Source organism: Streptomyces sp. NPDC107559 (assembly GCF_055657365.1).
The window spans coordinates 164,177-187,658 of the sequence record NZ_JBVKBD010000005.1 but is presented as its reverse complement, the minus strand read 5'-3'; the positions used below and the strand labels follow the sequence as shown (position 1 = coordinate 187,658).

Genomic DNA, 23,482 nt, shown 5'->3' with positions numbered 1-23,482 from the left:
GCGCGCCTTCCGGTGGTTGCGACGGTCAGTAGGGTGCCGCCCATGACACAGTCCGGCTCTGAACTGCGGCGGACGCTGGGCGTGGGCGATGCCGTCGTGATCGGTCTCGGCTCGATGATCGGCGCCGGCGTCTTCGCGGCCCTGGGGCCCGCGGCGCGCGCGGCCGGTTCCGGGCTGCTGCTCGGGCTCGCCCTGGCCGCGGTGGTCGCCTACTGCAACGCCACCTCGTCCGCCCGGCTCGCGGCCCGCTATCCCGCCTCCGGCGGCACGTACGTGTACGGGCGCGAGCGGCTCGGGGCGTTCTGGGGGTATCTCGCGGGCTGGTCGTTCGTGGTCGGCAAGACCGCCTCGTGCGCGGCGATGGCGCTGACGGTGGGCACGTACCTCTGGCCGGGGCAGGCCCATGCGGTGGCGGTGGCGGCCGTGGTGGCGCTGACCGCGGTGAACTACGGCGGCGTCCAGAAGTCGGCGTGGCTGACGCGGTCGATCGTGACGGTGGTGCTGGCCGTGCTCGCCGCCGTGGTGGTCGTCTGCCTGGGGTCCGGGGCGTCCGCCGCCGGACGGCTGGGCACCGGTGCCTCCGGGGGCGTGGGCGGGGTGCTCCAGGCCGCCGGGCTGCTGTTCTTCGCGTTCGCCGGGTACGCGCGCATCGCGACCCTCGGCGAGGAGGTACGGGATCCGGCGCGCATCATTCCGCGGGCGGTCCCGCTGGCCCTCGGCATCACGCTGGTGGTGTACGCGTGCGTGGCGGTGGCCGTTCTGTCCGTGCTGGGGCCGGACGGGCTCGCGCGCGCCGCGGCGCCGCTGGCGGACGCGGTACGGGCGGCCGGGGTGCCGGCGCTGGTGCCGGTCGTCCGGGCCGGGGCGGCCCTGGCCGCCCTGGGGTCGCTGCTCGCGCTGATCCTCGGTGTCTCCCGGACCACGCTGGCCATGGCCCGGGACCGGCATCTGCCGGGCGCGCTGGCCGCCGTGCATCCGCGGTTCCGGGTACCGCACCGGGCCGAGCTGGCCGTGGGGGCGGTGGTCGCGGTGCTCGCCGCCACGGTGGACCTGCGCGGCGCGATCGGCTTCTCCTCCTTCGGCGTACTGACGTACTACGCGGTCGCCAACGCCTCGGCCTGGACCCTCGACCCGGCCCCGGCGGCGCGGGTGGTACCGGTGGCGGGGCTGCTGGGCTGTGTGGTGCTGGCGTTCGCGCTGCCGTGGGGATCGGTGGCGGTGGGCGCGGGCGCACTGGCCGCGGGGATCGTCCTGTACGGCGTACGGCAGTGGCGGCGGCGAGGGTGACGACGGCGACCGTGCGGCGGTGCGGTGAGCCGTGGCGACGCGGTGAGGTGTGGCGCCACGTGGATTCCGGGGATGTTCGTCTCCGGATGTTCCCGATCACGCCACAAGGCTGCCGCAGCTCACGGTCGAGCGCTCCGCCCGCCCATACTTGACCGGAATGGGCGGTGTCCGCGCAGCCACCTGGGGAGAGGTACTGATCATGAAACTGTTCAACCTGTTGCTGAACATCCTGTGGCTGATCTTCTGCGGCATCTGGATGGCCATCGGGTACACGATCGCCGCCCTGATCTGCTTCGTCCTGATCATCACGATCCCGTTCGGGATCGCGTCGCTGCGTATCGCGGGGTTCGTGCTGTGGCCGTTCGGCCGGACCACGGTGGAACGGCCGGGCGCCGGAGCCGGGTCGTTCATCGGCAACGTGATCTGGGTGATCTTCGCGGGCTGGTGGCTGGCCCTGGCGCACCTGGTCACCAGCATCCCGCTCTTCCTGTCGATCATCGGCATCCCGTTCGGCTGGGCCAACCTGAAGCTGATCCCGATCTCTCTCATGCCGCTGGGGCGGGAAGTGGTGTCGACGGACGAAGGATTCGGCGGCCGCTGACCGGGGCCGTGCGCGGCGGGCGCCGGCCGGACCTACGCCCGGCGGCCCGCCATCCGCTCCAGCCGGGCGATGCGCTCCGCCATCGGCGGATGGGTGGAGAACATCTTCGACAGTCCCTGGCCGGGCCGGAACGGGTTCGCGATCATCATGTGGCTCGCGGTCTCGATGCGCGGCTCGGGGGGCAGCGGCAGTTGCTTGGTGCCCGCGTCGAGCTTGCGCAGGGCGCTGGCGAGCGCGATCGGATCGCCGGTGAGCTGGGCGCCGGAGGCGTCCGCCTCGTACTCCCGGGAACGGCTGATGGCCAGCTGGATGACGGTGGCCGCGAGCGGGCCCAGGATCATGATCAGCAACAGGCCCAGGAAGCCGGGGCCGTCGTCGTCGTCCGAGCGGCCGACCGGGATGAGCCAGGCGAAGTTGACCAGGAACATGATCACCGACGCGAGGGCGCCGGCGACGGACGAGATCAGGATGTCGCGGTTGTAGACGTGGCTGAGCTCATGGCCGATGACTCCGCGCAGTTCACGCTCGTCCAGGATCCGCAGGATGCCCTCGGTGCAGCACACGGCGGCGTTGCGCGGGTTGCGGCCGGTCGCGAAGGCGTTCGGGGCCTCCGTCGGGGAGATGTACAGGCGCGGCATGGGCTGGCGGGCCTGGGTGGAGAGCTCGCGGACCATGCGGTACAGCGCCGGGGCCTCGAACTCGCTCACCGGACGGGCACGCATCGCGCGTAGCGCCAGTTTGTCGCTGTTCCAGTACGCGTACGCGTTGGTGCCGAGAGCGACGACGACCGCGACGATCAGGCCCGTACGGCCGAAGAAGCTGCCGATCAGGATGATGAGTGCGGACAGTCCCCCGAGAAGGACTGCGGTCCTGAGCCCGTTGTGCCGGCGGTGCACGGTACGCCCTCCAAGTGGTGCCGCAGGGGAACCCTTTGCTTGCTGTCTCCGATGCCACTGGTGTCGTGTCACGTCCAGTGGACCCTCCCGCTCTCGTCAACGCCAGGCGGGAGCGCCGAGTTCCCTTGTGCCCACGACCGCGCGCGTCCGCCGTCCGGGTGACGGGCCCGCGCCGCGCGCCGGTCTCAGAACAGCCCGGTGGCGGCGAACCGCAGGACCAGCTGCGGCGCGCCGGACAGGGCGATGCCCAGGACCCCGGTCAGGGCGACGGCGGCGGTGAGGGGAGCCGGGACGCGATGCCGCTCGGGCTCGCCCTCGGGCGCGCGGAACAGCAGCGTCGTCCACTGGAGGTAGTAGAAGAGCGCGATCACCACGTTGACGGCCATCACCACCGCGAGCCATCCCAGGCCCGCGTCGACGGCCGCCGAGAACACGGTGACCTTCGCGAACAGGCCGATGACGCCCGGCGGCAGTCCGGCGAGGCAGAGCAGGAAGAAGGCCAGGAGCAGGGCGGCCAGGGGGTTCGAGGCGTAGAGGCCGCGGTAGTCCGTGAGGCGGTTCAGGGGGCTCCTGCGGCCGACCAGGGCGGCCACCGCGAAGGCGCCCAGGTTCACGGCCGCGTACATCAGGGCGTACGCGAGCGTGGAGCCCACCGACTTCTGCGGGTCGTCGGAGTACGCGGCGGCGGCGATCGGTACGAGGAGATAGCCGGCCTGGCCGACCGACGACCACGCGAGCAGCCGTACCGCGCTGTACGCGCGCGTGGCCTGCTGGCGCAGCGCGCCGACATTGCCGACGGTCATGGTGAGGGCGGCCAGCGCGGCCAGCGCCGGGCCCCAGGCGTCGGCGTACGACGGGAGGGCGACGACGGTGACGAGGATCAGCCCGGAGAAGCCGACCGCCTTGCCGACCACCGACAGGTACGCGGCGACGGGGAGGGGGGCTCCCACGTAGGTGTCGGGCACCCAGAAGTGGAAGGGGACGGCGGCCGTCTTGAAGGCGAACCCGACGAGGGTGAGGACGACGCCGGCCGCGGCGAGGGTGTGCAGGCGGCCGTCGACGTGCTGGATGCGGTCGGCGACCTGGGTGAGGTACAGGCTGCCGGTGCAGGCGTACACGAAGCTGATGCCCATCAGGCTGACCGCGGTCGCGGTCACCGAGGACAGGAAGAACTTCAGCGCCGCTTCGGAGGACTTCCGGTCGCCGTGCCGGATGCCGACCAGGGCGAACGCGGGCAGGGAGGCGACCTCCAGGGCGACGACGAGGGTGGCGAGGTCGCGGGAGGCGGGCAGCAGGGCGGCGCCCGCGGCGGAGGAGAGCAGCAGGAACCAGTACTCCCCCTCGGGCAGCGCCTTGTCGGCGTCCTTCAGGGTGGTGACGGACAGGAGCGCCGCGAGGAGGGCGCCGCCGAGGACCAGGAACTGCACGACGAGGGTGAAGCGGTCCACGGTGTAGCTGCACACCGCCGGTTCGCCGGTGAGGCAGAAGGTGGAGCGGTCGCCGTCGCGCAGGGGCAGCAGCAGGAGCGCGGCCGCGGCGAGTCCCGCGACCGAGGTCCAGCCGAGCACGGCCTTCCTGGCCTCGGGCAGGAACAGGTCGGCGACGAGGACGGCCAGTCCGACCACGGCCGCGAGGGTGGGCGGCGCGACGGCGAGCCAGTCGACGGACTGGACCATGGACTGGGCGGCGGTCTGTGCTGTGGACTCGGCCAGGGGCTGGGCCGCGGGCAGGGCCAGGACGCTCATCGGGTGCCTCCTGCGAGGAGCTGCTGCACGGCCGGGTCGGTCAGGCCGAGAAGGGCCCTCGGCCACAGTCCGGCCACGACGGTGAGGGCGACGAGCGGGGTCCAGGCCGCGAACTCGTAGGCCTGGACGTCGGCGAGCCGCCCGGTCCGCTGCGGGTCCGACGGGACGGCGCCCATGCAGACGCGCCGCACCACGATGAGCATGTACGCGGCCGTGAGCAGCGTGCCGAACGCGGCGATCGCCATGAAGGTGAGGAAGGCCGGGCGGCTGAGGCCCGCGGCCGGGTCGAACGCGCCGAACAGCGCCAGCATCTCGCCCCAGAACCCGGCGAGGCCGGGCAGGCCGAGCGAGGCGACCGCGGCGAAGGCGAGCAGGCCGCCCAGGCGCGGGGCCCTGCCGTAGAGCGCCGCTCCGGTCCCCTCGGCGAGGGTGTCGAGGTCCGTGCTGCCGGTGCGGTCCTTCAGCGCGCCGACCAGGAAGAAGAGCAGGCCGGTGATGAGGCCGTGGGCGATGTTGGCGAACAGGGCGCCGTTCACGCCGGTCGGGGTCATGGTCGCGATGCCGAGCAGGACGAAGCCCATGTGGCCGACGGAGGAGTAGGCGATCAGACGCTTGAGGTCGCCCTTCGCACCCTGTTTGGCGAGGGCCAGGCAGGCCAGGGATCCGTAGACGATCCCGACGACGGCGAAGGCGGCGAGGTAGGGCGCGAAGGTGCTCAGGCCGTCGGGCGTGATCGGCAGGAGGATGCGCACGAACCCGTACGTGCCCATCTTCAGCAGCACGCCGGCCAGCAGGACCGAGCCGACGGTCGGCGCGGCGGTGTGGGCGTCGGGCAGCCAGCTGTGCAGCGGCCACATCGGCGTCTTCACCGCGAGCCCGATCCCGATCGCCAGAGCGGCGATGACCTGCACGGATGTGGTCAGCGACCGGCCGTTGTCAGTGGCGAGTGCCACCATGTCGAACGTGCCCGCCTTGATTCCGATCAGGAGCAGGCCGAGCAGCATGACGACCGAACCGAGCAGGGTGAAGAGGATGAACTTCCAGGCCGCCTGAGCCCGCCCGGCGCCGCCCCAGCGGGCGATGAGGAAGTACATCGGGATCAGGACCGTCTCGAAGGCGAGGAAGAACAGCAGCAGGTCGAGGACGGCGAAGGTGGCGAGGGTGCCGGACTCCAGGACGAGCAGCAGTGCGACGAACGCCTTCGGGGCCGGGCCCGCGGGCGGCTTGAAGTAGGAGTACAGCGCGCACAGGAAGGTCAGCAGCGCGGTCAGGACCAGAAGGGGGAGGGAGATGCCGTCGACGCCGAGGTGGATCCGTACGTCGAGCGCGGGGATCCAGCTGATGTCCGTGGTGGCCTGCATCTTCGACGGGTTGTCGTGGTCGAAGCCGAGCGCCAGGACGATCGCGGCCAGCAGGACGACGCCGGTGACGGTCACGCCGTGCCGCAGCACGGCCTGCTCGGGCGACTTCCCCTTCAGTCCGGGCGGGGCCGGCAGCAGGGCGGCGACGGCACCGAGGAGCGGGCCGACGACGACGAACGCCAGAAGGAACTGCATCACGGACTCGTTGATATCGATCACGCCTGCTCACGCTCCCGTGGCGACGAGGACGGCGGCGACCGTCAGGACGACGGCGCCGGCGAGCAGCGCGCTCACATAGGTCTGCACATTGCCGGTCTGAGCCCGTCGTACGGCGGCACCGAGCCAGCGGGGTAGGGCGCCCGCGCCACGTACGTAGGTGTCGACGACCTCGCGGTCGAGGAACCGCACGAGGCTCGCTCCGGCCTGGACCGGGCGGACGAACAGCACGCCGTACAGGGCGTCCAGGTGGAAGCCGGCGGCCGCGTGGCGGTGCAGCGGGCCGAGCAGGAGGCGGCCGGGGTCGGCCGGGTCGGGGGCCTGGGCGATGTCCCCGTAGGCCGGCTCGTGGGCGGCGATGGCCTCGGCCTCGACGAGTCCGGCGTCGCCGCCGGGGTGGGCTGCGACCGCGCCGAGCGGCACCCGGGGGGCGAGGGCCGTGACGCGCTGCCAGGCACCGTAGGTGACCAGTCCGCCGACCAGGGCGAGGCCCGTGCCGAGGATGGACGTGGTGAGCGTCGGGGTCAGGTCGCGGCCGTCGAACCAGCCGGGCAGTGACGCATAGGCGAACCCGCCGAAGGCGAGGGACGGGACGGCGAGCACCCACAGCACCACGGTCATGGTGAGGGGCTCGCGGACCCGGTGCTCCTCGGCCCGGCCGGGGTCGGTGCTCGAGGCGAGGCCCGGCACCTCGGCACCCTGTCCGCGGAAGGCGAGCAGCCACAGCCGGGTCGCGTACCCGGCGGTGAGCAGGGCGGTGACCAGGCCGGCGACGAGGACCGTCCAGCCCGCGGCGACGGGGGCGTGCCCGGTGTGGCCGGCGATGACGTGTTCGGCGGCGCCGAGGACGGACTCCTTGGAGAAGAAGCCGCTGAACGGCGGGATCGCGGCAAGGGAGAGCAGCGCCACGGTCATCGTCCAGTAGGCGTCCGGGACGCGGTCCCGCAGGCCCGTCATCCGGGACATGGCGGCGAGCGAGTTGGTGCCGGTGACGTGGATGATCACGCCGGCGGCGAGGAACAGCAGCGCCTTGAAGGCGCCGTGCGACAGGAGGTGGAAGACGGCGGCACCGCGGTCGCCGACGGCGAGGGCGCCGGTCATGTAGCCGAGCTGACTGATCGTCGAGTAGGCGAGGACGCGTTTGATGTCGTCCTGGGCGAGCGCCGCGAGCGCCGCCCCCGTCATGGTGACGGCGGCCATCACGGCGAGGACGACCATGGCCGCCGCGGAGGCCTGGAAGAGCGGAAGGAGCCGGGCGACGAAGTAGACACCGGCGGCCACCATGGTCGCGGCGTGGATCAGCGCCGAGACGGGGGTGGGGCCCGCCATCGCGTCGGGGAGCCAGGTGTGCAGCGGGAACTGCGCCGACTTGCCCGCCACGCCCGCCAGGAGCAGCAGGGCGACCAGGGTCACGTGGTGGATGCCGCCACTGGCGACGGCGCCGAGGACCTTGGTGATCCGGAAGGAGCCGGCGTCGGTGGCGAGGGCGAACAGACCGATCAGGAAGGGGACGTCGCCGAGCTTGGTGACAAGGAAGGCCTTCAGGGAGGCGGCGCGGGCCTCCGGTGTCTCCCAGTAGTGGCCGACCAGGAAGTAGGAGCAGATGCCCATGACCTCCCAGCCGACCAGCAGCACCATCAGATCGCCGGAGTAGACGACCAGGAGCATCGCGGAGGTGAACAGGGAGACGAGGGCGGCGTAGGAGGGGTAGCGCGGGTCGTTGTGCAGGTAGCCCGTCGAATAGATCTGCACGCAGGTGGCGACGACGCCGACCAGGATGGCGACGAGAGCGGCGAAGCCGTCGATGTGCAGGGCGAGTTCGATGGGCACCGAGCCGGTGGGCGTGAGTTCGGTGGCGGCGTCGATCGCCCGGCCGCCGCCCTGGCGCGCCGCGACCAGTACGGCGAGGACGAGCGCCCCCAGCGTCGGCAGCACGGCGAGCGGGCGGACGAGGCCGGGGGCCGTGCGGCCCAGGAGCAGTCCGGCCGCGGCGCCCAGGAAGGGAAGGAGGGGGACGAGCGCGGCAAGGGTTGTCGTGGTCACGCGGTGGCCTCAGCCTTCTCGCCGGCCTTGTCGTCGGCCTTCTGCGCCGCGAAGGCGTCGCTGTCGGGGCCGTCCTTGCCGGGGCCCTCGGCGGTGTCGCGAAGCTTGTCGATGTCCGAGGTGCCGCGGTTGCGGTGGACGGCGAGGACGATCGCCAGGCCGATACCGATCTCGGCGGCGGCGATGGCGATGGTGAACAGGGTCAGGGCCTGGCCGGAGTGCAGGGTCTCCTCGGCGGTCCTGCTGAGCCAGACGTCGAAGGCGACCAGGTTGAGGTTGACGGCGTTGAGCATCAGCTCGACCGACATCAGGACCAGGATCGCGTTGCGGCGGGCGAGGACGCCGTAGAGGCCGGTGCAGAACAGGAGGGCGGAGAGCACGGCGGGATAGACGAGGTGCATCAGCGGACGCCTTCCTGGTCGGCCTCGGCGGCCCTCCGGGCCCGGTCCGGGCTGCCGGCGCCGTTCGGCCTGCCTGCGCCGCCGTCCGGGTCGGGGGTGCGCGGGGAGGCGGTCGCCGTCGCGTCCGCCTTCGCCTTGCGGGACAGGACGATCGCGCCGACCAGGGCGGCGAGGAGGAGGACGGAGAGGGCCTCGAAGGGGAGGACCCAGTTCTGGAAGAGGCTCTCGCCGGTGACGCGGGTGGTGCCGGCGGGTTCTCCGTCCAGGTCGATCCAGGTGGCCCGGAAGGCGTCGACGACGACCCAGACCAGGGCGGCCGCTGCCGCGGTGGCCACCGTGAGGGCTGCCCAGCGGTTGCCGGAGTCGGCGTCCGGGGAGCGGCCGATCGGAGCCCTGGTGAGCATCAGACCGAACAGCAGGAGGACGACGACGGAACCGACGTAGATGAGGACCTGCACCCAGGCGATGAACTCCGCGGTCAGCAGCAGGTACTCGACGGCCAGGCCGCCGAGGGTCACCACGAGCCACAGGGCGGCGTGCACCAGCTGCCGGGTGGTGACGGTGACGAGCGCGGCGCCGAAGGTGACCAGACCGACGAGGAGGAAGGCGATCTCCACGCCCGTCGGAGAGAGGAAACCGTGCGGGACGGCGGTGGCGGCGAGGGTCACGGCTGCTCCCCCTGCCGCTCGTCCGGCCGGTCCTGCGCGGCGGCCAGTTTCTCGGCGGTCTTGCGGGCGGCGGCGATCTCCTTGGGTTCCTCCGCCGCCGGGTCCAGCGCCGGCGGGGCCGGGACCGTCCACATCCACTCACGGAGCTTGTCGCGTTCGTGGGTGAGTTCGTGGATGTCGGTCTCGGCGTACTCGAACTCCGGGGACCAGAAAAGGGCGTCGAAAGGACACACCTCGATGCAGATACCGCAGTACATGCACAGGGAGAAGTCGATGGCGAACCGGTCGAGGACGTTGCGGCTGCGCTCACGGCCGCCGGGGGCCGCCGGCGGGACCGTCTCCTTGTGTGAGTCGATGTAGATGCACCAGTCGGGGCACTCACGGGCGCACAGCATGCAGACCGTGCAGTTCTCCTCGAACAGGCCGATCACACCGCGGGAGCGGGGCGGGAGGTCGGGCTGGACGTCCGGGTACTGCGCGGTGACCGTCTTCTTCGTCATCGTGCGCAGGGTGACGGCCAGGCCTTTGGCCAGTCCGGAGCCGGGGAAGGGGGCCATTAGGAGATCACCACCTTGACGATGCCGGTGAGGGCGATCTGGGCGAGGGAGAGCGGGACGAGGAGGGTCCAGGAGAACCTCTGGAGCTGGTCCTCGCGCAGCCGGGGGTAGGTGACGCGGAGCCAGATCACGACGAAGGCGAGCAGCGCGGTCTTCAGCAGGGTCCAGACCCAGCCGAGCCCCTCGGCGCCCCACGGACCGTGCCAGCCGCCCAGGAAGAGCACGGTGGTCAGAGCGCACAGGACGACGATTCCGGCGTACTCGGCGAGGAGGAAGAGGGCGAAACGCAGACCGGTGTACTCGGTGTACGCGCCGAAGATGATCTCCGAGTCGGCGACGGGCATGTCGAAGGGCGGCCGCTGGAGTTCGGCGAGGCCGGCGATGAAGAAGACGAACGCGCCGGTGAGCTGCCAGGGCAGCCACCACCAGTGGAAGGAGGCCACGATGCCGGGCAGGGAGACCGTGCCGGCCGCCATCGCCACCGAGGCGGCGGCGAGCAGCATCGGCAGTTCGTAGGCGAGGAGCTGGGCGGCGGTGCGCAGGCCGCCGAGGAGGGAGAACTTGTTGGCGGAGGCCCAGCCGGCCATGAGGGAGCCGAGGACACCGACACCCATCACGGCGAGCACGAAGAAGATGCCCGCGTCGACGACCTGGCCGACCGCGCCCTCCCCCGGCCCGATCGGGATGGCGAGCAGCACCAGGAGGTAGGGCAGGAGGGCCACGGCGGGGGCCAGCTGGAAGACACGGCGGTCCGCGCCCGCCGGAACCACGTCCTCCTTCTGCGCGAACTTCACACCGTCCGCGACCAGCTGGGCCCAGCCGTGGAAGCCACCGGCGTACATCGGGCCGAGGCGGCCCTGCATGTGGGCCATCACCTTGTGCTCGGTCTGACCGACGATCAGGGGGAAGGTGAGGAAGACGCCGAAGACGACGAGGAGTCGCAGGGCGACATCCAGCGCGTCGTTCACTGCGGGCCTCCTTGGGGGTCGGTGGGGGCGTCGGGGGTCGGTTCGTCGGACACGGGGTCCTTGCCCGGCACCGACTTCACCTCGGACCCGGGAGCGGGCTCGGGTGCCGGTTCGGGCGCGGACTCGGGCTCGGGCTCAGGTGCCGGTCCGGGAGCGGACTCGGGCTCGGGCTCGGGCGCCAGCTCGGGCTCACGTTCCGACTCAGGCTCGGGCTCAGGCTCCGGTCCGGGAGCGGACTCGGGCTCAGGCGCAGGCTCGGGCTCGCGAACCGACTCAGGCTCGGGCTCGGGCTCAGGCGCCGGTCCGGGAGCGGACTCGGGCTCAGGCGCAGGCTCCGGCTCGCGAACCGACTCAGGCGTCGGTGCCTGCTTCGGCTCGGGAGCCGACCCGGGCTCGGGCGCGGGCTCCGGCTCGGGAGCCTGCTCCTGTGCCGGCTTCGGTTCCGGTTCGTCGAAGGCCGGGCGGGCGTGGTGCCACGGGGCGTCCGAGCTGCGGGGGCCGGTGGAGGAGGGCCGGGCAGGCGTGGCCGGGGCGGGAGCCGCCGGGGTTTCGGCGCGCTGGGATGCGGACCCCTCCGTGGCCGAGCGGGAGCGACGCGCTCCCGCCGTTCCCGTGGGTCCTGCCGCTGCCGCTGCTCCCGCTGCTCCCGTCCGCTGCGAGGCGGACCCGCCGGTCGCGCTGCGGGACCGGCGGGCGGTGCCGGGCGCGGGAGCCGGGGCCGCGGCGGGCGTCTGCGCCGTCGGCTCCCCGCCGGTACCGGGACCGGTAGCCGTGCCGGGACCAGTGGCCGTGCCGGGACCGGTAGCCGTGCCGGGACCAGTGGCCGTGCCGGGGCCGGTGGCCGTGCCGGGCGTGTCCGCCCTCGTACCCGCAGCCGCAGCCGCACCCGTACCCGCACCCGCGGCCGCGCCTGCGTCCGTACCCGTCGGGGTCGTCGTGCCTGTCTGGCTGGCCGAGCCCTCCGAGGCCGTACGGGCACGGCGTACCGGGCGTTCGCCGGGAGCGCGGCCCGCGGCGCGGGCCGGACGGGCCGGGGCGGCGGGAAGCCGGCCCTTGAGCGGGCCCCACTCGTTCGGGTCGGGGACCCCCGGGGGAAGCATCTGGCGGCGCTTGGGGCCGCCGTGCTCGGACTCCCCGGGCTCCTTGGCGCCGGGCCAGGCCTTGGCGACCCGCGCCGCCAGGACGAAGTCCTTGCGCAGCGGATGGCCCTCGAAGCCCTCGGGGAGAAGGAGGTGGTCCAGGGCCGGGTGGCCCTCGAAGCCGATGCCGAACATCTCGTGGGTCTCGCGCTCGTGCCAGGCGGCACCCGCGTAGACGTCCACGGCGGACGGCAGCATCGGCGACTCGTGCGGGACGGTCGTGCGCACCAGGAGCCGGCGCACCGGCCCCAGGGCCGCCACGTGGGCGCTGACACGGAACCCGGTGCCCGGCTCGTCGACCGCGCTCAGCCAGTCGAAGTAGGTGCAGCCCAGTTCGTCGCGGGCGACGTGCAGCGCCGGGATCCAGGCCTCCGGCGGCACGTCGACGGTCAGGACGTCGTACGACTCCTCGGCCGTGGCCCCGGCGCCGAAGAGCTCGTCGGCGGGGGCGGGCAGCCAGCCGGTCGCGGTCATCGGTCCTCACCCGCGGCGACGGGAGCCGGCGGCGGCTGCACCAGCCCGCTCTGGAGGGCGGCCGCGGAGGGCCGCGTGGTTCCGTAGCGCTCGGCCAGCGACTCGCGGGCGATCTTCTCCTGGAGTTTCAGGATTCCCTGGAGCAGGGCCTCGGGGCGCGGCGGGCAGCCCGGGACGTAGACGTCCACCGGGATGATCTGGTCGACGCCCTTCGTGACCGAGTAGGAGTCCCAGTACGGGCCGCCGCAGTTGGAGCAGGCGCCGAAGGAGATGACGTACTTCGGCTCGGGCATCTGCTCGTACAGACGTTTGACGGCCGGTGCCATCTTGTCCGTGACCGTGCCCGAGACCACCATCAGGTCGGCCTGGCGCGGCCCCGGTGCGAAGGGGATGACGCCGAGGCGGATGAAGTCGTGGCGGGCCATCGAGGCGGCGATGAACTCGATCGCGCAGCAGGCGAGGCCGAAGTTGAAGACCCACAGCGAGTAGCGGCGGCCCCAGTTCAGCACGACCTTCATCGGCTCGGGAGCCAGCCGGGCGAGGGCGCCCAGCCGCTTCGGCTCGGGGAGCGGCACGGGCTCGGGGGAGGCGGGGGTCACGTCCATGTCAGGACGCCCTTCTTGTATGCGTACAGCAGACCCACGGTCAGGAAGCCGAGGAAGATGAACATCTCCACCAGCGTCGTCGCGCCGTATCCATGGTCGGCGAAGACCGTCGCCCATGGGAACAGGAAGATCGAGTCGACGGCGAAGATGACGTACAGGAACGCGTAGACGTAGTAGCGGACCTGGGTGTGGGCCCAGCCCTCGCCGACGGGGTCGACGCCGCACTCGTACGTGAGGAGCTTCTCGGGGGTGGGGACCACCGGGCGCAGCAGCCGGCCCGCCCCGAAGGCGACGGCGACGAACAGCACACCGACGACGGCGAGCAGTCCGACGACCGAATAGGAGTGGAAGTAGTCCGCCGCGACGACGACGGACGGGTCCCGCAGCGTGTCCCGCAACGTCTCCGGCAACGTCCCTCGCTCCCTGAACTCGTGACCCTCGTGAACCCTGCGTTCGACGATCTGTACGCACGGGAGTCTAGGCCCTGATAAAGAAGCGGTAAGCAGCCCGTCACTCGTTGAGATCCGACGGTGGGGTTTTCCCCCGTCGGTCGCGGTGGCCGCCCTCATGGCGTCGCGGCGCCGCGCCGGGCACCCTGGCCGGTATGACCGCAGCCATGCCTTCCGACGGCGGAGACGTCACCGGAGACACCCATCACGTCCACGGCCCCCGAAACGCCCGGGACACGCGAGCCTTCCGAAGCCCTCAGGGCCCCCAGAGCCCCCAGAGCAACCTGAGCGCGCAGGCCGCCGACCCCGGTGACGACGACGGACGGCTGCCTCCGGCCCGTATCGCCTTCGCCCCGCAGACGTGGAAGGAGATCGCGCATCTCCTGGCGAACCTGCCGATGTCACTGCTCGGCTTCGTCTACGTGACGACGGCGCTGCTCGTCAGCAGCGTGCTCACCTTCACCGTGGTCGGTCTGCCGCTGCTGGCGCTGGGGCTGATGGGGTCGCGGCTGCTGGGCCGGTTCGAGCGGGGCCGGGCGCGGACGCTGCTCGGCATACGGATCGACGAGCCGAGCCCGCTGCCGCTGAAGCGGACGGAGGGGGTCTTCCAGCGGATCTGGATGATGGTGAAGGACCCGGTGGGCTGGCGGGCGGCGCTGTACGACGTGATCCGGCTGCCCTGGGGCATTCTCACCTTCACCATCACGCTGACCTCGCTCTTCGTGCTGTGGCCCGTGCTGCCCTTCCTGGCGCGCGGGCTCGCCAACGCGGACCGGGCGATGGTGCGCGCGCTGCTGTCGCCCTCCGACGAGCTGGAGCGGCGCATCGCCGAGCTGGAGTCCGACCGGGGGGTCGTGGTCGACACGGCCGCGGCCGACCTGCGGCGCATCGAACGCGATCTGCACGACGGGGCGCAGGCCCGGCTGGTCAATCTGGCGATGGGGCTCGGCCTGGCGAAGGAGAAGCTGCTGGAGGGCCAGGCCGACGAACACGTGGCGGCGATGGTGGAGGAGGCGCACGGAGAGGTGAAGCTGGCGCTCCAGGAGCTGCGCGACCTCGCCCGGGGCATCCACCCGGCCGTTCTCACCGACCGCGGGCTCGACGCCGCGCTGTCGTCGGTCGCCTCGCGCTGCACGGTGCCGGTGAAGGTGACGGCCGAGCTGACGTCGAGACCCGCCGCGGCCATCGAGGGCATCGCCTACTTCACCGTCTCGGAGCTGCTCCAGAACGTCAGCAAGCACAGCGGGGCGAAGTCGGCGTCGGTCGACGTGTGGCGGGTGGACGACCGGCTGCTCATCCAGGTCTCGGACGACGGCGGCGGGGGCGCGCGGCTCGACGGCGGCAGCGGTATGCGTGGCCTGGCCGAGCGCCTCGGCGCCGTCGACGGACTGTTCGTCGTCGACTCCCCGCCGGGCGGTCCGACGACGGTGACCGCGGAGCTGCCCTGGCGGGAGCGCGCGGAGGACTCCCCGCGGAGGTGACCCCGGCGCGCGGGGTGGGGAAAACCCCCCGCCCAAGACGCCGACGGCCTCCATGTCGCGCTGACCTGCGATCGAGCAGGGTGGAGATACGGGAACAGGCCCGCCGACCAGCAGAACGGACGACACCGATGGCCAGCGAGTACGGACCGCGGTACGGGCAGGAGTACGGGATGCCCTACGGGCAGGAGCACCGGCAGGGCCACGGCGGCGACGAGCGGCGCCACCGGCTGCCGGCCGTGCTGCGGGCGCCGTTCGAGGCGCGCGCCTGGCGCGAGTTCGGATATGTCCTGCTGAGCCTGCCGATCAGCATTCTGCTGTTCACGTACGCCGTCACGATGCTCTCGGTCGGCGCGGGCCTGCTGGTGACCTTCCTCGGCATCCCGGTGCTGGCGGCGGGGCTGGTCGGCTGCCGGGGCTTCGGGGCGCTGGAGCGGGCGCGGGCCCGCGGGCTGCTCGGCCTGGAGGTGGCCGAACCCGAGCCGTTGCGGATGCGCGGGCGCGGCGCGTGGGCGTGGATGGGCGCGGTCCTGAAGAGCGGCACGTCGTGGCGGCAGCTGCTGTACGCGGTGCTGCACTTCCCGTGGGCGGTGTTCTCGTTCTGCGTCGCGGTGACCTTCTGGGTGTACGGGTGGGCGACGCTGACGTACCCGCTGTGGTTCTGGGTCTTCCCGATGTACGGCGGTCAGGACGGTCTCCAGCTGTACGGCGACGAGCACCACCGGGTCTACCTCGACAACCCGTTCGAGATCACCGTCACCGCGCTGGTCGGCCTGCTGTTCACGCTGGCCACGCCGTGGATCGTACGGGCGCTGACGCAGGTGGACCGGCTGCTGGTGCACGGGCTGCTGGGGCCGTCGCGGCTGGCGTCACGGGTGGTGGAGCTGGAGTCGGACCGGGGTGTCGTCGTCGACACGGCGGCCGCCGACCTGCGGCGCATCGAACGGGACCTGCACGACGGGGCGCAGGCGCGGCTGGTGGCGCTGGCCATGGATCTCGGACTGGCGAAGGAGAAGCTGACCGAGGACCCGCAGGCGGCGGCACGGATGGTGGACGACGCGCACGGCGAGGTGAAGACGGCGCTCCAGGAGCTGCGCGATCTCGCCCGGGGCATCCACCCGGCCGTTCTCACCGACCGCGGGCTCGACGCCGCGCTGTCGTCGGTCGCCTCGCGCTGCACGGTGCCGGTGCGGGTGCATGTGGACCTGACGGAGCGGCCGGCGCAGGCGATCGAGGGCATCGCCTACTTCACGGTCTCCGAGCTGCTCCAGAACATCAGCAAGCACGCGCGGGCCACGAGCGCGACCGTGGACGTGTGGCGGGCGGAGGACCGGCTGATGCTCCAGGTCCTCGACGACGGGGTCGGTGGAGCGGACGCGTCCGCGGGCTCCGGGCTGGCGGGGCTGGCCGGACGGCTGGACGCGGTGGACGGGCTGCTGGTGGTGGACTCGCCGCCCGGAGGGCCGACCCTGGTGACGGCGGAGCTGCCCTGGCGGGGCTGACCCTCCGCCCCGACGGCCGGAACCCGGTGCCCGCGATCGACCCGGGACAGGGCTCCGTGCAGAACCGAGTAAGACACGACCCCCGTAATCGACAATGCGCCCGAAGGCCGAAAGTCGGCATGCCGTGCGCGTTTTCCCGTCGCCGCGCCGCGGTCGGATCCGATTGCTGGAATGCTGGACGTATACGTACGGGCGGGTACCCGGTGGGGGTACGGCGAGCCGTGCGGAAGCCGTCTGGAGACACCGGGCTGTGGGGGGCCGAAGATCGTGGAGGACAGGGTGCGGGTGGTCATCGCCGAGGATTCGGTGCTGCTGCGGGAGGGACTGACCCGGTTGCTGACCGACCGCGGGCACGACGTCGTCGCCGGGGTCGGCGACGCGGAGGCCCTGGTGAAGACCATCACGGAGCTGGACGCGGAGGGCGCGCTGCCGGACGTCGTGGTGGCCGATGTGCGGATGCCCCCGACACACACCGACGAAGGGGTGCGGGCCGCCGTACAGCTGCGCAAGTCGCACCCCGGCCTTGGGGTGCTGGTGCTGTCGCAGTACGTGGAGGAGCGTTACGCCACCGAACTGCTGGCCGGTTCCAGCCGCGGTGTGGGCTATCTGCTCAAGGACCGGGTGGCCGAGGTGCGCGAGTTCGTGGACGCGGTGGTGCGGGTGGCCCAGGGGGGTACGGCACTCGACCCCGAGGTGGTCGCGCAGCTCCTGGGGCGCAGCCGCAAGCAGGACGTGCTCACGGGACTCACCCCGCGGGAGCGGGAGGTCCTCGGGCTGATGGCGGAGGGACGGACGAACTCCGCGATCGCCCGGCAGCTGGTGGTGAGCGACGGGGCGGTGGAGAAGCACGTCAGCAACATCTTCCTGAAACTCGGGCTGTCCCCCAGCGACGGGGACCACCGCCGTGTACTCGCCGTGCTCACCTACCTGAACTCGTGACGTACTGACACCGGTGTCCGCACCTGTTTCAGTTGAACGGCCGCATGAACCGGAACACGCACGGAAATGCACCACACGCACCACGCATACCGAGCGCACCACACGTAACAAGCGCACCGAACGAACCGAGCGAACCACCGAACCGCCGCACCACCGAACCGCCGCACCACCGAACCGCCGCACCACCGAAACAGACAGCGATCGCAGAACGTCTTCAAGGCAAGCGCCGGGGGCGAGTGAACCGTGTCGAGCCGGACCGTCGGGAGAGTGTCACCTCCGGGCGCACAAGCGCCCCGAAGCGGTGACCGTCGCTCGGATGACCCGGGGAAGGCGCCCCTTGCGGACGTAGGGTTGATTTCGGGAGGGCCTTCGCAAAGGCCGCTCCCAGACAGCCGCCTCGAGGGAGGTCCAGTTCAGTGACCAGCAAGGTCAGCAGCGCAGCGGAACAGGCCGACGGAGCCGTCGTAGGAGAGCAGCGCAAACCGGGCGGGGCGAAGGACGTACAACGCCTCGACCGGGTGATCATCAGGTTCGCGGGGGACTCCGGTGACGGCATGCAGCTGACCGGTGACCGCTTCACCTCCGAGACCGCGTCGTTCGGGAACGACCTGTCGACGCTGCCGAACTTCCCTGCCGAGATCCGGGCCCCCGCCGGCACCCTGCCCGGTGTCTCCTCCTTCCAGCTGCACTTCGCCGACCACGACATCCTCACTCCGGGGGACGCGCCCAACGTTCTGGTCGCGATGAACCCGGCGGCGCTCAAGGCGAACATCGGGGACGTGCCGCGCGGCGCGGAGATCATCGTCAACACGGACGAATTCACCAAGCGGGCGATGCAGAAGGTGGGGTACGAGACCTCGCCGCTGGAGGACGGATCGCTCGACGGCTACCAGCTCCATACGGTGCCGCTGACGACACTGACCGTCGAGGCACTCAAGGATTTCGACCTCAGTCGCAAGGAAGCCGAGCGCAGCAAGAACATGTTCGCGCTCGGCCTCTTGTCGTGGATGTACCACCGGCCGACCGAGGGCACCGAGAAGTTCCTGACGTCGAAGTTCGCGAAGAAGCCCGACATCGCGGCGGCCAACATCGCCGCGTTCCGCGCGGGCTGGAACTTCGGCGAGACGACCGAGGACTTCGCGGTCTCCTACGAGGTCGCCCCGGCGGCGAAGGCGTTCCCCACCGGCACGTACCGCAACATCTCGGGGAACCTGGCGCTGTCCTACGGGCTCGTCGCCGCGTCCCGCCAGGCGGACCTGCCGCTGTTCCTGGGCTCGTACCCGATCACCCCGGCCTCGGACATCCTGCACGAGCTGAGCCGGCACAAGAACTTCGGTGTACGGACCTTCCAGGCCGAGGACGAGATCGCGGGCATCGGCGCGGCCCTCGGGGCGGCCTTCGGCGGCTCCCTCGCGGTCACCACGACGTCCGGCCCCGGCGTGGCGCTCAAGAGCGAGACGATCGGTCTCGCCGTCTCCCTCGAACTTCCGCTGCTGGTGATCGACATCCAGCGTGGCGGCCCCTCCACCGGTCTGCCGACCAAGACCGAACAGGCCGACCTGCTCCAGGCCATGCACGGCCGCAACGGCGAGGCCCCGGTCCCGGTGGTCGCCCCGCGCACCCCGGCCGACTGCTTCGACGCGGCACTGGAGGCGGCCGGGATGGCGCTGACCTACCGCACGCCCGTCTTCCTGCTCTCCGACGGCTATCTCGCCAACGGCTCCGAGCCCTGGCGCATCCCCGAACTCGACGAGCTGCCCGACCTGCGGGTGCAGTTCGCCCAGGGCCCCAACCACACCCTGGACGACGGCACCGAGGTCTTCTGGCCGTACAAGCGCGACCCGCAGACCCTCGCCCGCCCCTGGGCGATCCCGGGCACGCCGGGCCTGGAGCACCGTATCGGCGGGATCGAGAAGCAGGACGGCACCGGCAACATCTCCTACGACCCCGCCAACCACGACTTCATGGTCCGCACCCGGCAGGCCAAGGTCGACGGCATCGACGTCCCCGACCTCGAGGTCGACGACCCGCACGGCGCGAGCACGCTGGTGCTGGGCTGGGGATCGACGTACGGCCCGATCACGGCGGCGGTCCGCCGTCTGCGCGCGGCCGGCGAGTCGGTCGCCCAGGCGCACCTGCGTCATCTCAACCCGTTCCCGCGCAACCTCGGCGCGGTGCTCAGGCAGTACGAGAAGGTGGTGATCCCCGAGATGAACCTCGGGCAGCTCGCCACGCTCGTCCGGGCGAAGTACCTGGTCGACGCCCATTCGTACAACCAGGTCAACGGCATGCCGTTCAAGGCGGAGCAGCTCGCCACGGCGCTCAAGGAGGCCATCGATGGCTGAGACGTCCACGGAAGGCACGGGCACGATCGAGGCACTTTCGCTCGTCCCCAAGGCCGAGGCCAGGCAGTCCATGAAGGACTTCAAGTCCGATCAGGAAGTGCGCTGGTGCCCCGGCTGCGGTGACTACGCGATCCTGGCCGCCGTGCAGGGCTTCATGCCCGAGCTCGGTCTGGCCAGGGAGAACATCGTCTTCGTCTCGGGCATCGGCTGCTCGTCGCGCTTCCCGTACTACATGAACACGTACGGCATGCACTCCATCCACGGCCGCGCGCCGGCGATCGCGACGGGGCTCGCCTCCAGCAGGCGCGACCTGAGCGTGTGGGTGGTCACGGGTGACGGTGACGCGCTGTCGATCGGCGGCAACCACCTGATCCACGCCCTGCGCCGCAACGTCAACCTCAAGATCCTGCTCTTCAACAACCGGATCTACGGCCTGACCAAGGGCCAGTACAGCCCGACGTCCGAGGTCGGCAAGATCACCAAGTCGACGCCGATGGGCTCCCTGGACGCCCCCTTCAACCCGGTGTCCCTGGCCCTGGGCGCGGAGGCGTCGTTCGTGGCCCGCACGATCGACTCCGACCGCAAGCATCTGACGGAGGTGCTGCGGCAGGCCGCCGCGCACCCCGGCACGGCGCTGGTGGAGATCTACCAGAACTGCAACATCTTCAACGACGGCGCCTTCGAGGCCCTGAAGGACCGGCAGTCGGCCCAGGAGGCGCTGATCCGCCTCGAACACGGGCAGCCGATCCGCTTCGGGGCGGACGGTTCGCGCGGTGTCGTACGCGACCGGCACACCGGTGATCTGACGGTGGTCACCGTGACCCCGGAGAACGAGGCGGACATCCTGGTCCACGACGCCCACCTCGCGTCCCCGACCACCGCCTTCGCCCTCTCCCGGCTGGCCGACCCGGACACGCTGCACCACACCCCGATCGGTGTGCTGCGCTCGGTGGAGCGGCCGGTCTACGACACGCAGATGGCCGACCAGCTGGACACGGCGATCGAGCAGAACGGCAAGGGAGACCTGGCGGCGCTGCTGGCGGGAGGCGACACCTGGACCGTCGTCGGCTGACCGGGCCGAGGATTCCCGACCGGGCCCGGGCCGTCAGGTCCGGGCCTCGTCGTAGGCGCGGCGCGCCTTCTCCACGTCGTCCATCCGCCGATGGGTCCACATCGCCAGCGAGCGCACCTGCTCCGCGGCCTCGCGCCCCAGATCGGTCAGGGAGTAGTCGACGCGCGGCGGGATGACCGGCTTGGCGTCCCGGTGCACCAGACCGTCCCGCTCCAGGGTCTGCAGCGTCTGCGTCAGCATCTTCTCGCTGACCCGGCCGATCGCCCGGCGCAGCTCGCTGAAGCGGTACGGACGGTCCAGCAGCTCGATCAGGACGAGCACACCCCAGCGGCTGGTGACGTGCTCCAGGACCAGCCGGTAGGGACACATCTCCTCGGTGACGGTGTACTTGCCGCTTCCGGGGCTGCTCGGCGCGCCTGCCGTACTCGCCGCACCGACTGCACTTGCCGCACCGACTGCACTTACTGCCATGTTGGTACCTTACTTCAAAGTGGGTACTTTCGCAGAGTTAGCGCTCCTTCTAGGGTTGACGACATCGCACCCCACAAGGAGATCCAGATCATGAGCATCGTCGTCACCGGAGCCACCGGACACCTCGGCCGCCACGTCGTGGAGCAGCTGCTGGAGAAGGTCCCGGCCGAACAGATCACCGCCGTCGTACGCGACGAGGCGAAGGGCGCCGACTTCGCCGCCCGGGGCGTACGGCTCGCGGTCGCCGACTACAACGCGCCCGAGACCTTCGACGGCCTCTTCGCGGCCGGCGACAAGGTGCTGCTGATCTCCGGCAACGAGTTCGACAAGGGCCGCGTCCGGCAGCACCAGGTCGTCATCGACGCGGCCGCCGCGGCCGGTGTCGCCCTGCTCGCCTACACCAGCGCCCCCGGCAGCCTGACCGCGGCACTCGCCGACGACCACCGCGCCACCGAGCAGGTCCTGCTCGCCTCCGGCCTGCCCTACGTCCTGCTGCGCAACGGCTGGTACCACGAGAACTACACCGAGAACCTGGCCCCGGTGCTGGAGCACTCCGCCGTCGTCCAGGCGGCCGGCGAGGGCCGGCTGACCTCCGCGTCGCGCGCCGACTACGCGGCCGCCGCCGTGGCCGTGCTGACCGGCGAGGGACACGAGAACGCGACGTACGAGCTGGGCGGCGACGAGACCTGGGGCTTCGCCGACTACGCGGCGGAGCTGAGCCGGCAGACCGGCAGGGAGATCACCTACACCCCCGTCTCCGCCGAGACCTACGGCGAGATCCTCACCGGGGCCGGGCTCCCGGGGCCGTTCGTCGCGATCCTGGCCGGGGTGGACGCGTCCATCGAGAAGGGCGAGCTGGCCGTCACCTCCGGCGACCTCTCCTGGCTGACCGGCCGCCCGGCCACCCCGCTGGCCGAGGCCGTCGCCGCCGCGCTCAAGGACTGACCGCGACACCGCGCCCCCGACCGCACCTCCGCCCCCGTCATGACCGTATGGCGATACGGGCATGACAGGCGGAGGCGGTCGGCGCTACCTTCTGCGTACACGCGCTCGCGTGTACGAGCGAGAAGGAGGGGCCCGTGGCCGAACAGTCGAGGGGCGAGCAGCGGGTCGGTCTGCTGAACGGCTTCGCGGCCTACGGGATGTGGGGGCTCGTCCCCCTCTTCTGGCCCCTGCTGAAGCCCGCCGGCTCGGTGGAGATACTCGCCCACCGGATGGCCTGGTCCCTGGCCTTCGTCGCCGTCGCACTGGTCTTCGTACGACGCTGGGCCTGGGCCGGCGAGCTGCTGCGCCAGCCGCGCAGGCTGGCGCTGGTCGTCCTGGCCGCCGCGGTCATCACCGTGAACTGGGGCATCTACATCTGGGCCGTGAACAGCGGGCACGTGGTCGAGGCCTCGCTGGGCTACTTCATCAACCCGCTGGTCACCATCGCGATGGGCGTACTGCTGCTGAAGGAACGGCTGCGGCCCGTGCAGTGGGCGGCCGTCGGCATCGGCGCCGCCGCCGTCCTGGTCCTCACCGTCGGCTTCGGCAGCCCGCCCTGGATCTCCCTCACGCTCGCCTTCTCCTTCGCCACCTACGGGCTGATCAAGAAGAAGGTCAACCTCGGCGGTGTCGAGTCGCTGGCCGCCGAGACCGCGATCCAGTTCCTGCCCGCGCTCGGCTATCTGCTGTGGCTGTCGGCGCACGGCGAGTCCACCTTCACGAGCGAGGGCGCGGGGCACTCCGCCCTGCTCGCCTCGACCGGCATCGTCACCGCGCTGCCCCTCGTGTGCTTCGGCGCGGCCGCGATCCGGGTGCCCCTGTCCACGCTGGGCCTGCTCCAGTACATGGCCCCGGTCTTCCAGTTCCTGCTCGGCGTCCTGTACTTCGGCGAGGCCATGCCGCCCGAGCGCTGGGCCGGCTTCGCGCTGGTCTGGCTGGCCCTGGCCCTGCTCACCTGGAACGCGCTGCGTACCGCGCACCGCACCGCGCGGCTCAGGGCCGGGATCCCGGCGGGGGCGGGAACCGGAACGGGGACGGCGGCCGGAGCGGCAGCCGGAGCGAGCGTCGTCGTGGCCGGATCCGGAACCGTCACGGCAGCCGTCGCCGAACCCGAGGCCGGAGCGGATGCCGGAGCCGAGGCCGGGACGGGGACCGTTGTGCCCGGGGCCGCCGCGTCCGGCACTGCCCCCGTGGACGCCTGACCGGCACCACCCCCGTGGACGCCTGACCGGCAGCAGTCGCGGGCGCGCCATTGTGCGACGGCACCGGGCGCCGGGCCGC

At 71.7% G+C, this 23,482-nt stretch carries 21 protein-coding genes; 9 read left to right on the top strand and 12 right to left on the bottom strand.

Translation table 11 applies throughout. The features are described 5' to 3' along the window. Positions 1-42 precede the first annotated feature (42 nt). Positions 43-1,287: an APC family permease gene (locus tag ACZ7OY_RS17895; protein WP_471912246.1), complete on the top strand. Its 1,245-nt coding sequence runs from the start codon at positions 43-45 to the stop codon at positions 1,285-1,287. A 199-nt stretch (positions 1,288-1,486) separates the two neighbouring features. Next, entirely contained in the window at positions 1,487-1,888 is a 402-nt protein-coding gene (locus ACZ7OY_RS17890) for a YccF domain-containing protein (protein WP_392620078.1), read from the top strand. Between the two features lie 32 nt (positions 1,889-1,920). On the opposite strand, the gene htpX is transcribed toward ACZ7OY_RS17890, so the two are convergent. The 11 genes from htpX to ACZ7OY_RS17835 all read right to left on the bottom strand — a co-directional run bounded on the left by htpX (position 1,921) and on the right by ACZ7OY_RS17835 (position 13,371). Continuing rightward, positions 1,921-2,784 (bottom strand): zinc metalloprotease HtpX, encoded by an 864-nt coding sequence (gene htpX / locus ACZ7OY_RS17885; protein ID WP_471912245.1) that lies wholly within the window; start codon positions 2,782-2,784, stop codon positions 1,921-1,923. 185 nt (positions 2,785-2,969) lie between these two features. Beyond that, complete coding sequence (locus tag ACZ7OY_RS17880; protein ID WP_471912244.1) at positions 2,970-4,529, bottom strand: NADH-quinone oxidoreductase subunit N; 1,560 nt, start codon at positions 4,527-4,529, stop codon at positions 2,970-2,972. Beyond that, positions 4,526-6,109, bottom strand: a complete 1,584-nt coding sequence (locus ACZ7OY_RS17875; RefSeq protein ID WP_471912243.1) for a complex I subunit 4 family protein — start codon at positions 6,107-6,109, stop codon at positions 4,526-4,528. The genes ACZ7OY_RS17880 and ACZ7OY_RS17875 overlap by 4 nt, the downstream gene beginning before the upstream one ends. A gap of 6 nt (positions 6,110-6,115) precedes the next feature. After that, a complete protein-coding gene (locus tag ACZ7OY_RS17870; RefSeq protein WP_471912242.1) occupies positions 6,116-8,149 on the bottom strand; it encodes an NADH-quinone oxidoreductase subunit 5 family protein in 2,034 nt (677 codons plus the stop codon). Next, on the bottom strand, positions 8,146-8,550 hold the full coding sequence (gene nuoK, locus ACZ7OY_RS17865; protein WP_471912241.1) for an NADH-quinone oxidoreductase subunit NuoK: 405 nt from the start codon (positions 8,548-8,550) through the stop codon (positions 8,146-8,148). Before nuoK ends, ACZ7OY_RS17870 begins: the two co-directional genes overlap by 4 nt. Further along, positions 8,550-9,218 (bottom strand): NADH-quinone oxidoreductase subunit J family protein, encoded by a 669-nt coding sequence (locus ACZ7OY_RS17860; RefSeq protein WP_471912240.1) that lies wholly within the window; start codon positions 9,216-9,218, stop codon positions 8,550-8,552. Before ACZ7OY_RS17860 ends, nuoK begins: the two co-directional genes overlap by 1 nt. Beyond that, positions 9,215-9,775, bottom strand: coding sequence for a NuoI/complex I 23 kDa subunit family protein (locus ACZ7OY_RS17855; protein WP_384730584.1), 561 nt, complete (start codon positions 9,773-9,775; stop codon positions 9,215-9,217). Before ACZ7OY_RS17855 ends, ACZ7OY_RS17860 begins: the two co-directional genes overlap by 4 nt. After that, complete coding sequence (locus tag ACZ7OY_RS17850; RefSeq protein WP_162468675.1) at positions 9,775-10,743, bottom strand: NADH-quinone oxidoreductase subunit H; 969 nt, start codon at positions 10,741-10,743, stop codon at positions 9,775-9,777. Before ACZ7OY_RS17850 ends, ACZ7OY_RS17855 begins: the two co-directional genes overlap by 1 nt. Then, positions 10,740-12,356, bottom strand: a complete 1,617-nt coding sequence (locus tag ACZ7OY_RS17845) for an NADH-quinone oxidoreductase subunit C (RefSeq protein ID WP_471912239.1) — start codon at positions 12,354-12,356, stop codon at positions 10,740-10,742. The genes ACZ7OY_RS17850 and ACZ7OY_RS17845 overlap by 4 nt, the downstream gene beginning before the upstream one ends. After that, positions 12,353-12,961 (bottom strand): NADH-quinone oxidoreductase subunit B, encoded by a 609-nt coding sequence (locus tag ACZ7OY_RS17840; RefSeq protein WP_384730685.1) that lies wholly within the window; start codon positions 12,959-12,961, stop codon positions 12,353-12,355. Before ACZ7OY_RS17840 ends, ACZ7OY_RS17845 begins: the two co-directional genes overlap by 4 nt. Next, positions 12,952-13,371, bottom strand: coding sequence for an NADH-quinone oxidoreductase subunit A (locus ACZ7OY_RS17835; RefSeq protein ID WP_471912238.1), 420 nt, complete (start codon positions 13,369-13,371; stop codon positions 12,952-12,954). The genes ACZ7OY_RS17840 and ACZ7OY_RS17835 overlap by 10 nt, the downstream gene beginning before the upstream one ends. Before the next feature lie 194 nt (positions 13,372-13,565). Between ACZ7OY_RS17835 and ACZ7OY_RS17830 the strand changes: the two genes are divergently transcribed. The 5 genes from ACZ7OY_RS17830 to ACZ7OY_RS17810 all read left to right on the top strand — a co-directional run bounded on the left by ACZ7OY_RS17830 (position 13,566) and on the right by ACZ7OY_RS17810 (position 20,746). After that, a complete protein-coding gene (locus tag ACZ7OY_RS17830; protein ID WP_471912237.1) occupies positions 13,566-14,891 on the top strand; it encodes a sensor histidine kinase in 1,326 nt (441 codons plus the stop codon). Between the two features lie 128 nt (positions 14,892-15,019). Next, on the top strand, positions 15,020-16,390 hold the full coding sequence (locus tag ACZ7OY_RS17825; protein WP_471912236.1) for a sensor histidine kinase: 1,371 nt from the start codon (positions 15,020-15,022) through the stop codon (positions 16,388-16,390). Between the two features lie 279 nt (positions 16,391-16,669). Beyond that, a complete protein-coding gene (locus tag ACZ7OY_RS17820) occupies positions 16,670-17,329 on the top strand; it encodes a response regulator transcription factor (RefSeq protein ID WP_351607368.1) in 660 nt (219 codons plus the stop codon). Between the two features lie 416 nt (positions 17,330-17,745). Next, on the top strand, positions 17,746-19,674 hold the full coding sequence (locus tag ACZ7OY_RS17815) for a 2-oxoacid:acceptor oxidoreductase subunit alpha (RefSeq protein ID WP_471912235.1): 1,929 nt from the start codon (positions 17,746-17,748) through the stop codon (positions 19,672-19,674). Next, complete coding sequence (locus ACZ7OY_RS17810) at positions 19,667-20,746, top strand: 2-oxoacid:ferredoxin oxidoreductase subunit beta (protein ID WP_471912234.1); 1,080 nt, start codon at positions 19,667-19,669, stop codon at positions 20,744-20,746. Before ACZ7OY_RS17815 ends, ACZ7OY_RS17810 begins: the two co-directional genes overlap by 8 nt. Before the next feature lie 33 nt (positions 20,747-20,779). Here the strand turns inward: ACZ7OY_RS17810 and ACZ7OY_RS17805 are convergent, their stop codons facing one another. After that, positions 20,780-21,115: a winged helix-turn-helix transcriptional regulator gene (locus ACZ7OY_RS17805; protein WP_384730714.1), complete on the bottom strand. Its 336-nt coding sequence runs from the start codon at positions 21,113-21,115 to the stop codon at positions 20,780-20,782. Positions 21,116-21,307: 192 nt separating this feature from the next. Here ACZ7OY_RS17805 and ACZ7OY_RS17800 point away from each other — a divergent pair, with 192 nt between their 5' ends. Further along, positions 21,308-22,162 (top strand): NAD(P)H-binding protein, encoded by an 855-nt coding sequence (locus ACZ7OY_RS17800; RefSeq protein WP_471912233.1) that lies wholly within the window; start codon positions 21,308-21,310, stop codon positions 22,160-22,162. Positions 22,163-22,296: 134 nt separating this feature from the next. Then, a complete protein-coding gene (gene rarD, locus ACZ7OY_RS17795; protein WP_471912232.1) occupies positions 22,297-23,403 on the top strand; it encodes an EamA family transporter RarD in 1,107 nt (368 codons plus the stop codon). Positions 23,404-23,482: the final 79 nt, after the last annotated feature.

What these genes read in the sequence shown, in the direction of transcription:
- ACZ7OY_RS17895 (WP_471912246.1), top strand. Translation starts at nt 43, where the DNA reads ATGACACAGTCCGGCTCTGAACTGCGGCGGACGCTGGGCGTGGGCGAT.
- ACZ7OY_RS17890 (WP_392620078.1), top strand. Translation starts at nt 1,487, where the DNA reads ATGAAACTGTTCAACCTGTTGCTGAACATCCTGTGGCTGATCTTCTGC.
- ACZ7OY_RS17880 (WP_471912244.1), bottom strand. Translation starts at nt 4,529, where the DNA reads ATGAGCGTCCTGGCCCTGCCCGCGGCCCAGCCCCTGGCCGAGTCCACA.
- nuoK (WP_471912241.1), bottom strand. Translation starts at nt 8,550, where the DNA reads ATGCACCTCGTCTATCCCGCCGTGCTCTCCGCCCTCCTGTTCTGCACC.
- ACZ7OY_RS17855 (WP_384730584.1), bottom strand. Translation starts at nt 9,775, where the DNA reads ATGGCCCCCTTCCCCGGCTCCGGACTGGCCAAAGGCCTGGCCGTCACC.
- ACZ7OY_RS17845 (WP_471912239.1), bottom strand. Translation starts at nt 12,356, where the DNA reads ATGACCGCGACCGGCTGGCTGCCCGCCCCCGCCGACGAGCTCTTCGGC.
- ACZ7OY_RS17840 (WP_384730685.1), bottom strand. Translation starts at nt 12,961, where the DNA reads ATGGACGTGACCCCCGCCTCCCCCGAGCCCGTGCCGCTCCCCGAGCCG.
- ACZ7OY_RS17830 (WP_471912237.1), top strand. Translation starts at nt 13,566, where the DNA reads ATGACCGCAGCCATGCCTTCCGACGGCGGAGACGTCACCGGAGACACC.
- ACZ7OY_RS17825 (WP_471912236.1), top strand. Translation starts at nt 15,020, where the DNA reads ATGGCCAGCGAGTACGGACCGCGGTACGGGCAGGAGTACGGGATGCCC.
- ACZ7OY_RS17810 (WP_471912234.1), top strand. Translation starts at nt 19,667, where the DNA reads ATGGCTGAGACGTCCACGGAAGGCACGGGCACGATCGAGGCACTTTCG.
- ACZ7OY_RS17805 (WP_384730714.1), bottom strand. Translation starts at nt 21,115, where the DNA reads ATGTGTCCCTACCGGCTGGTCCTGGAGCACGTCACCAGCCGCTGGGGT.
- ACZ7OY_RS17800 (WP_471912233.1), top strand. Translation starts at nt 21,308, where the DNA reads ATGAGCATCGTCGTCACCGGAGCCACCGGACACCTCGGCCGCCACGTC.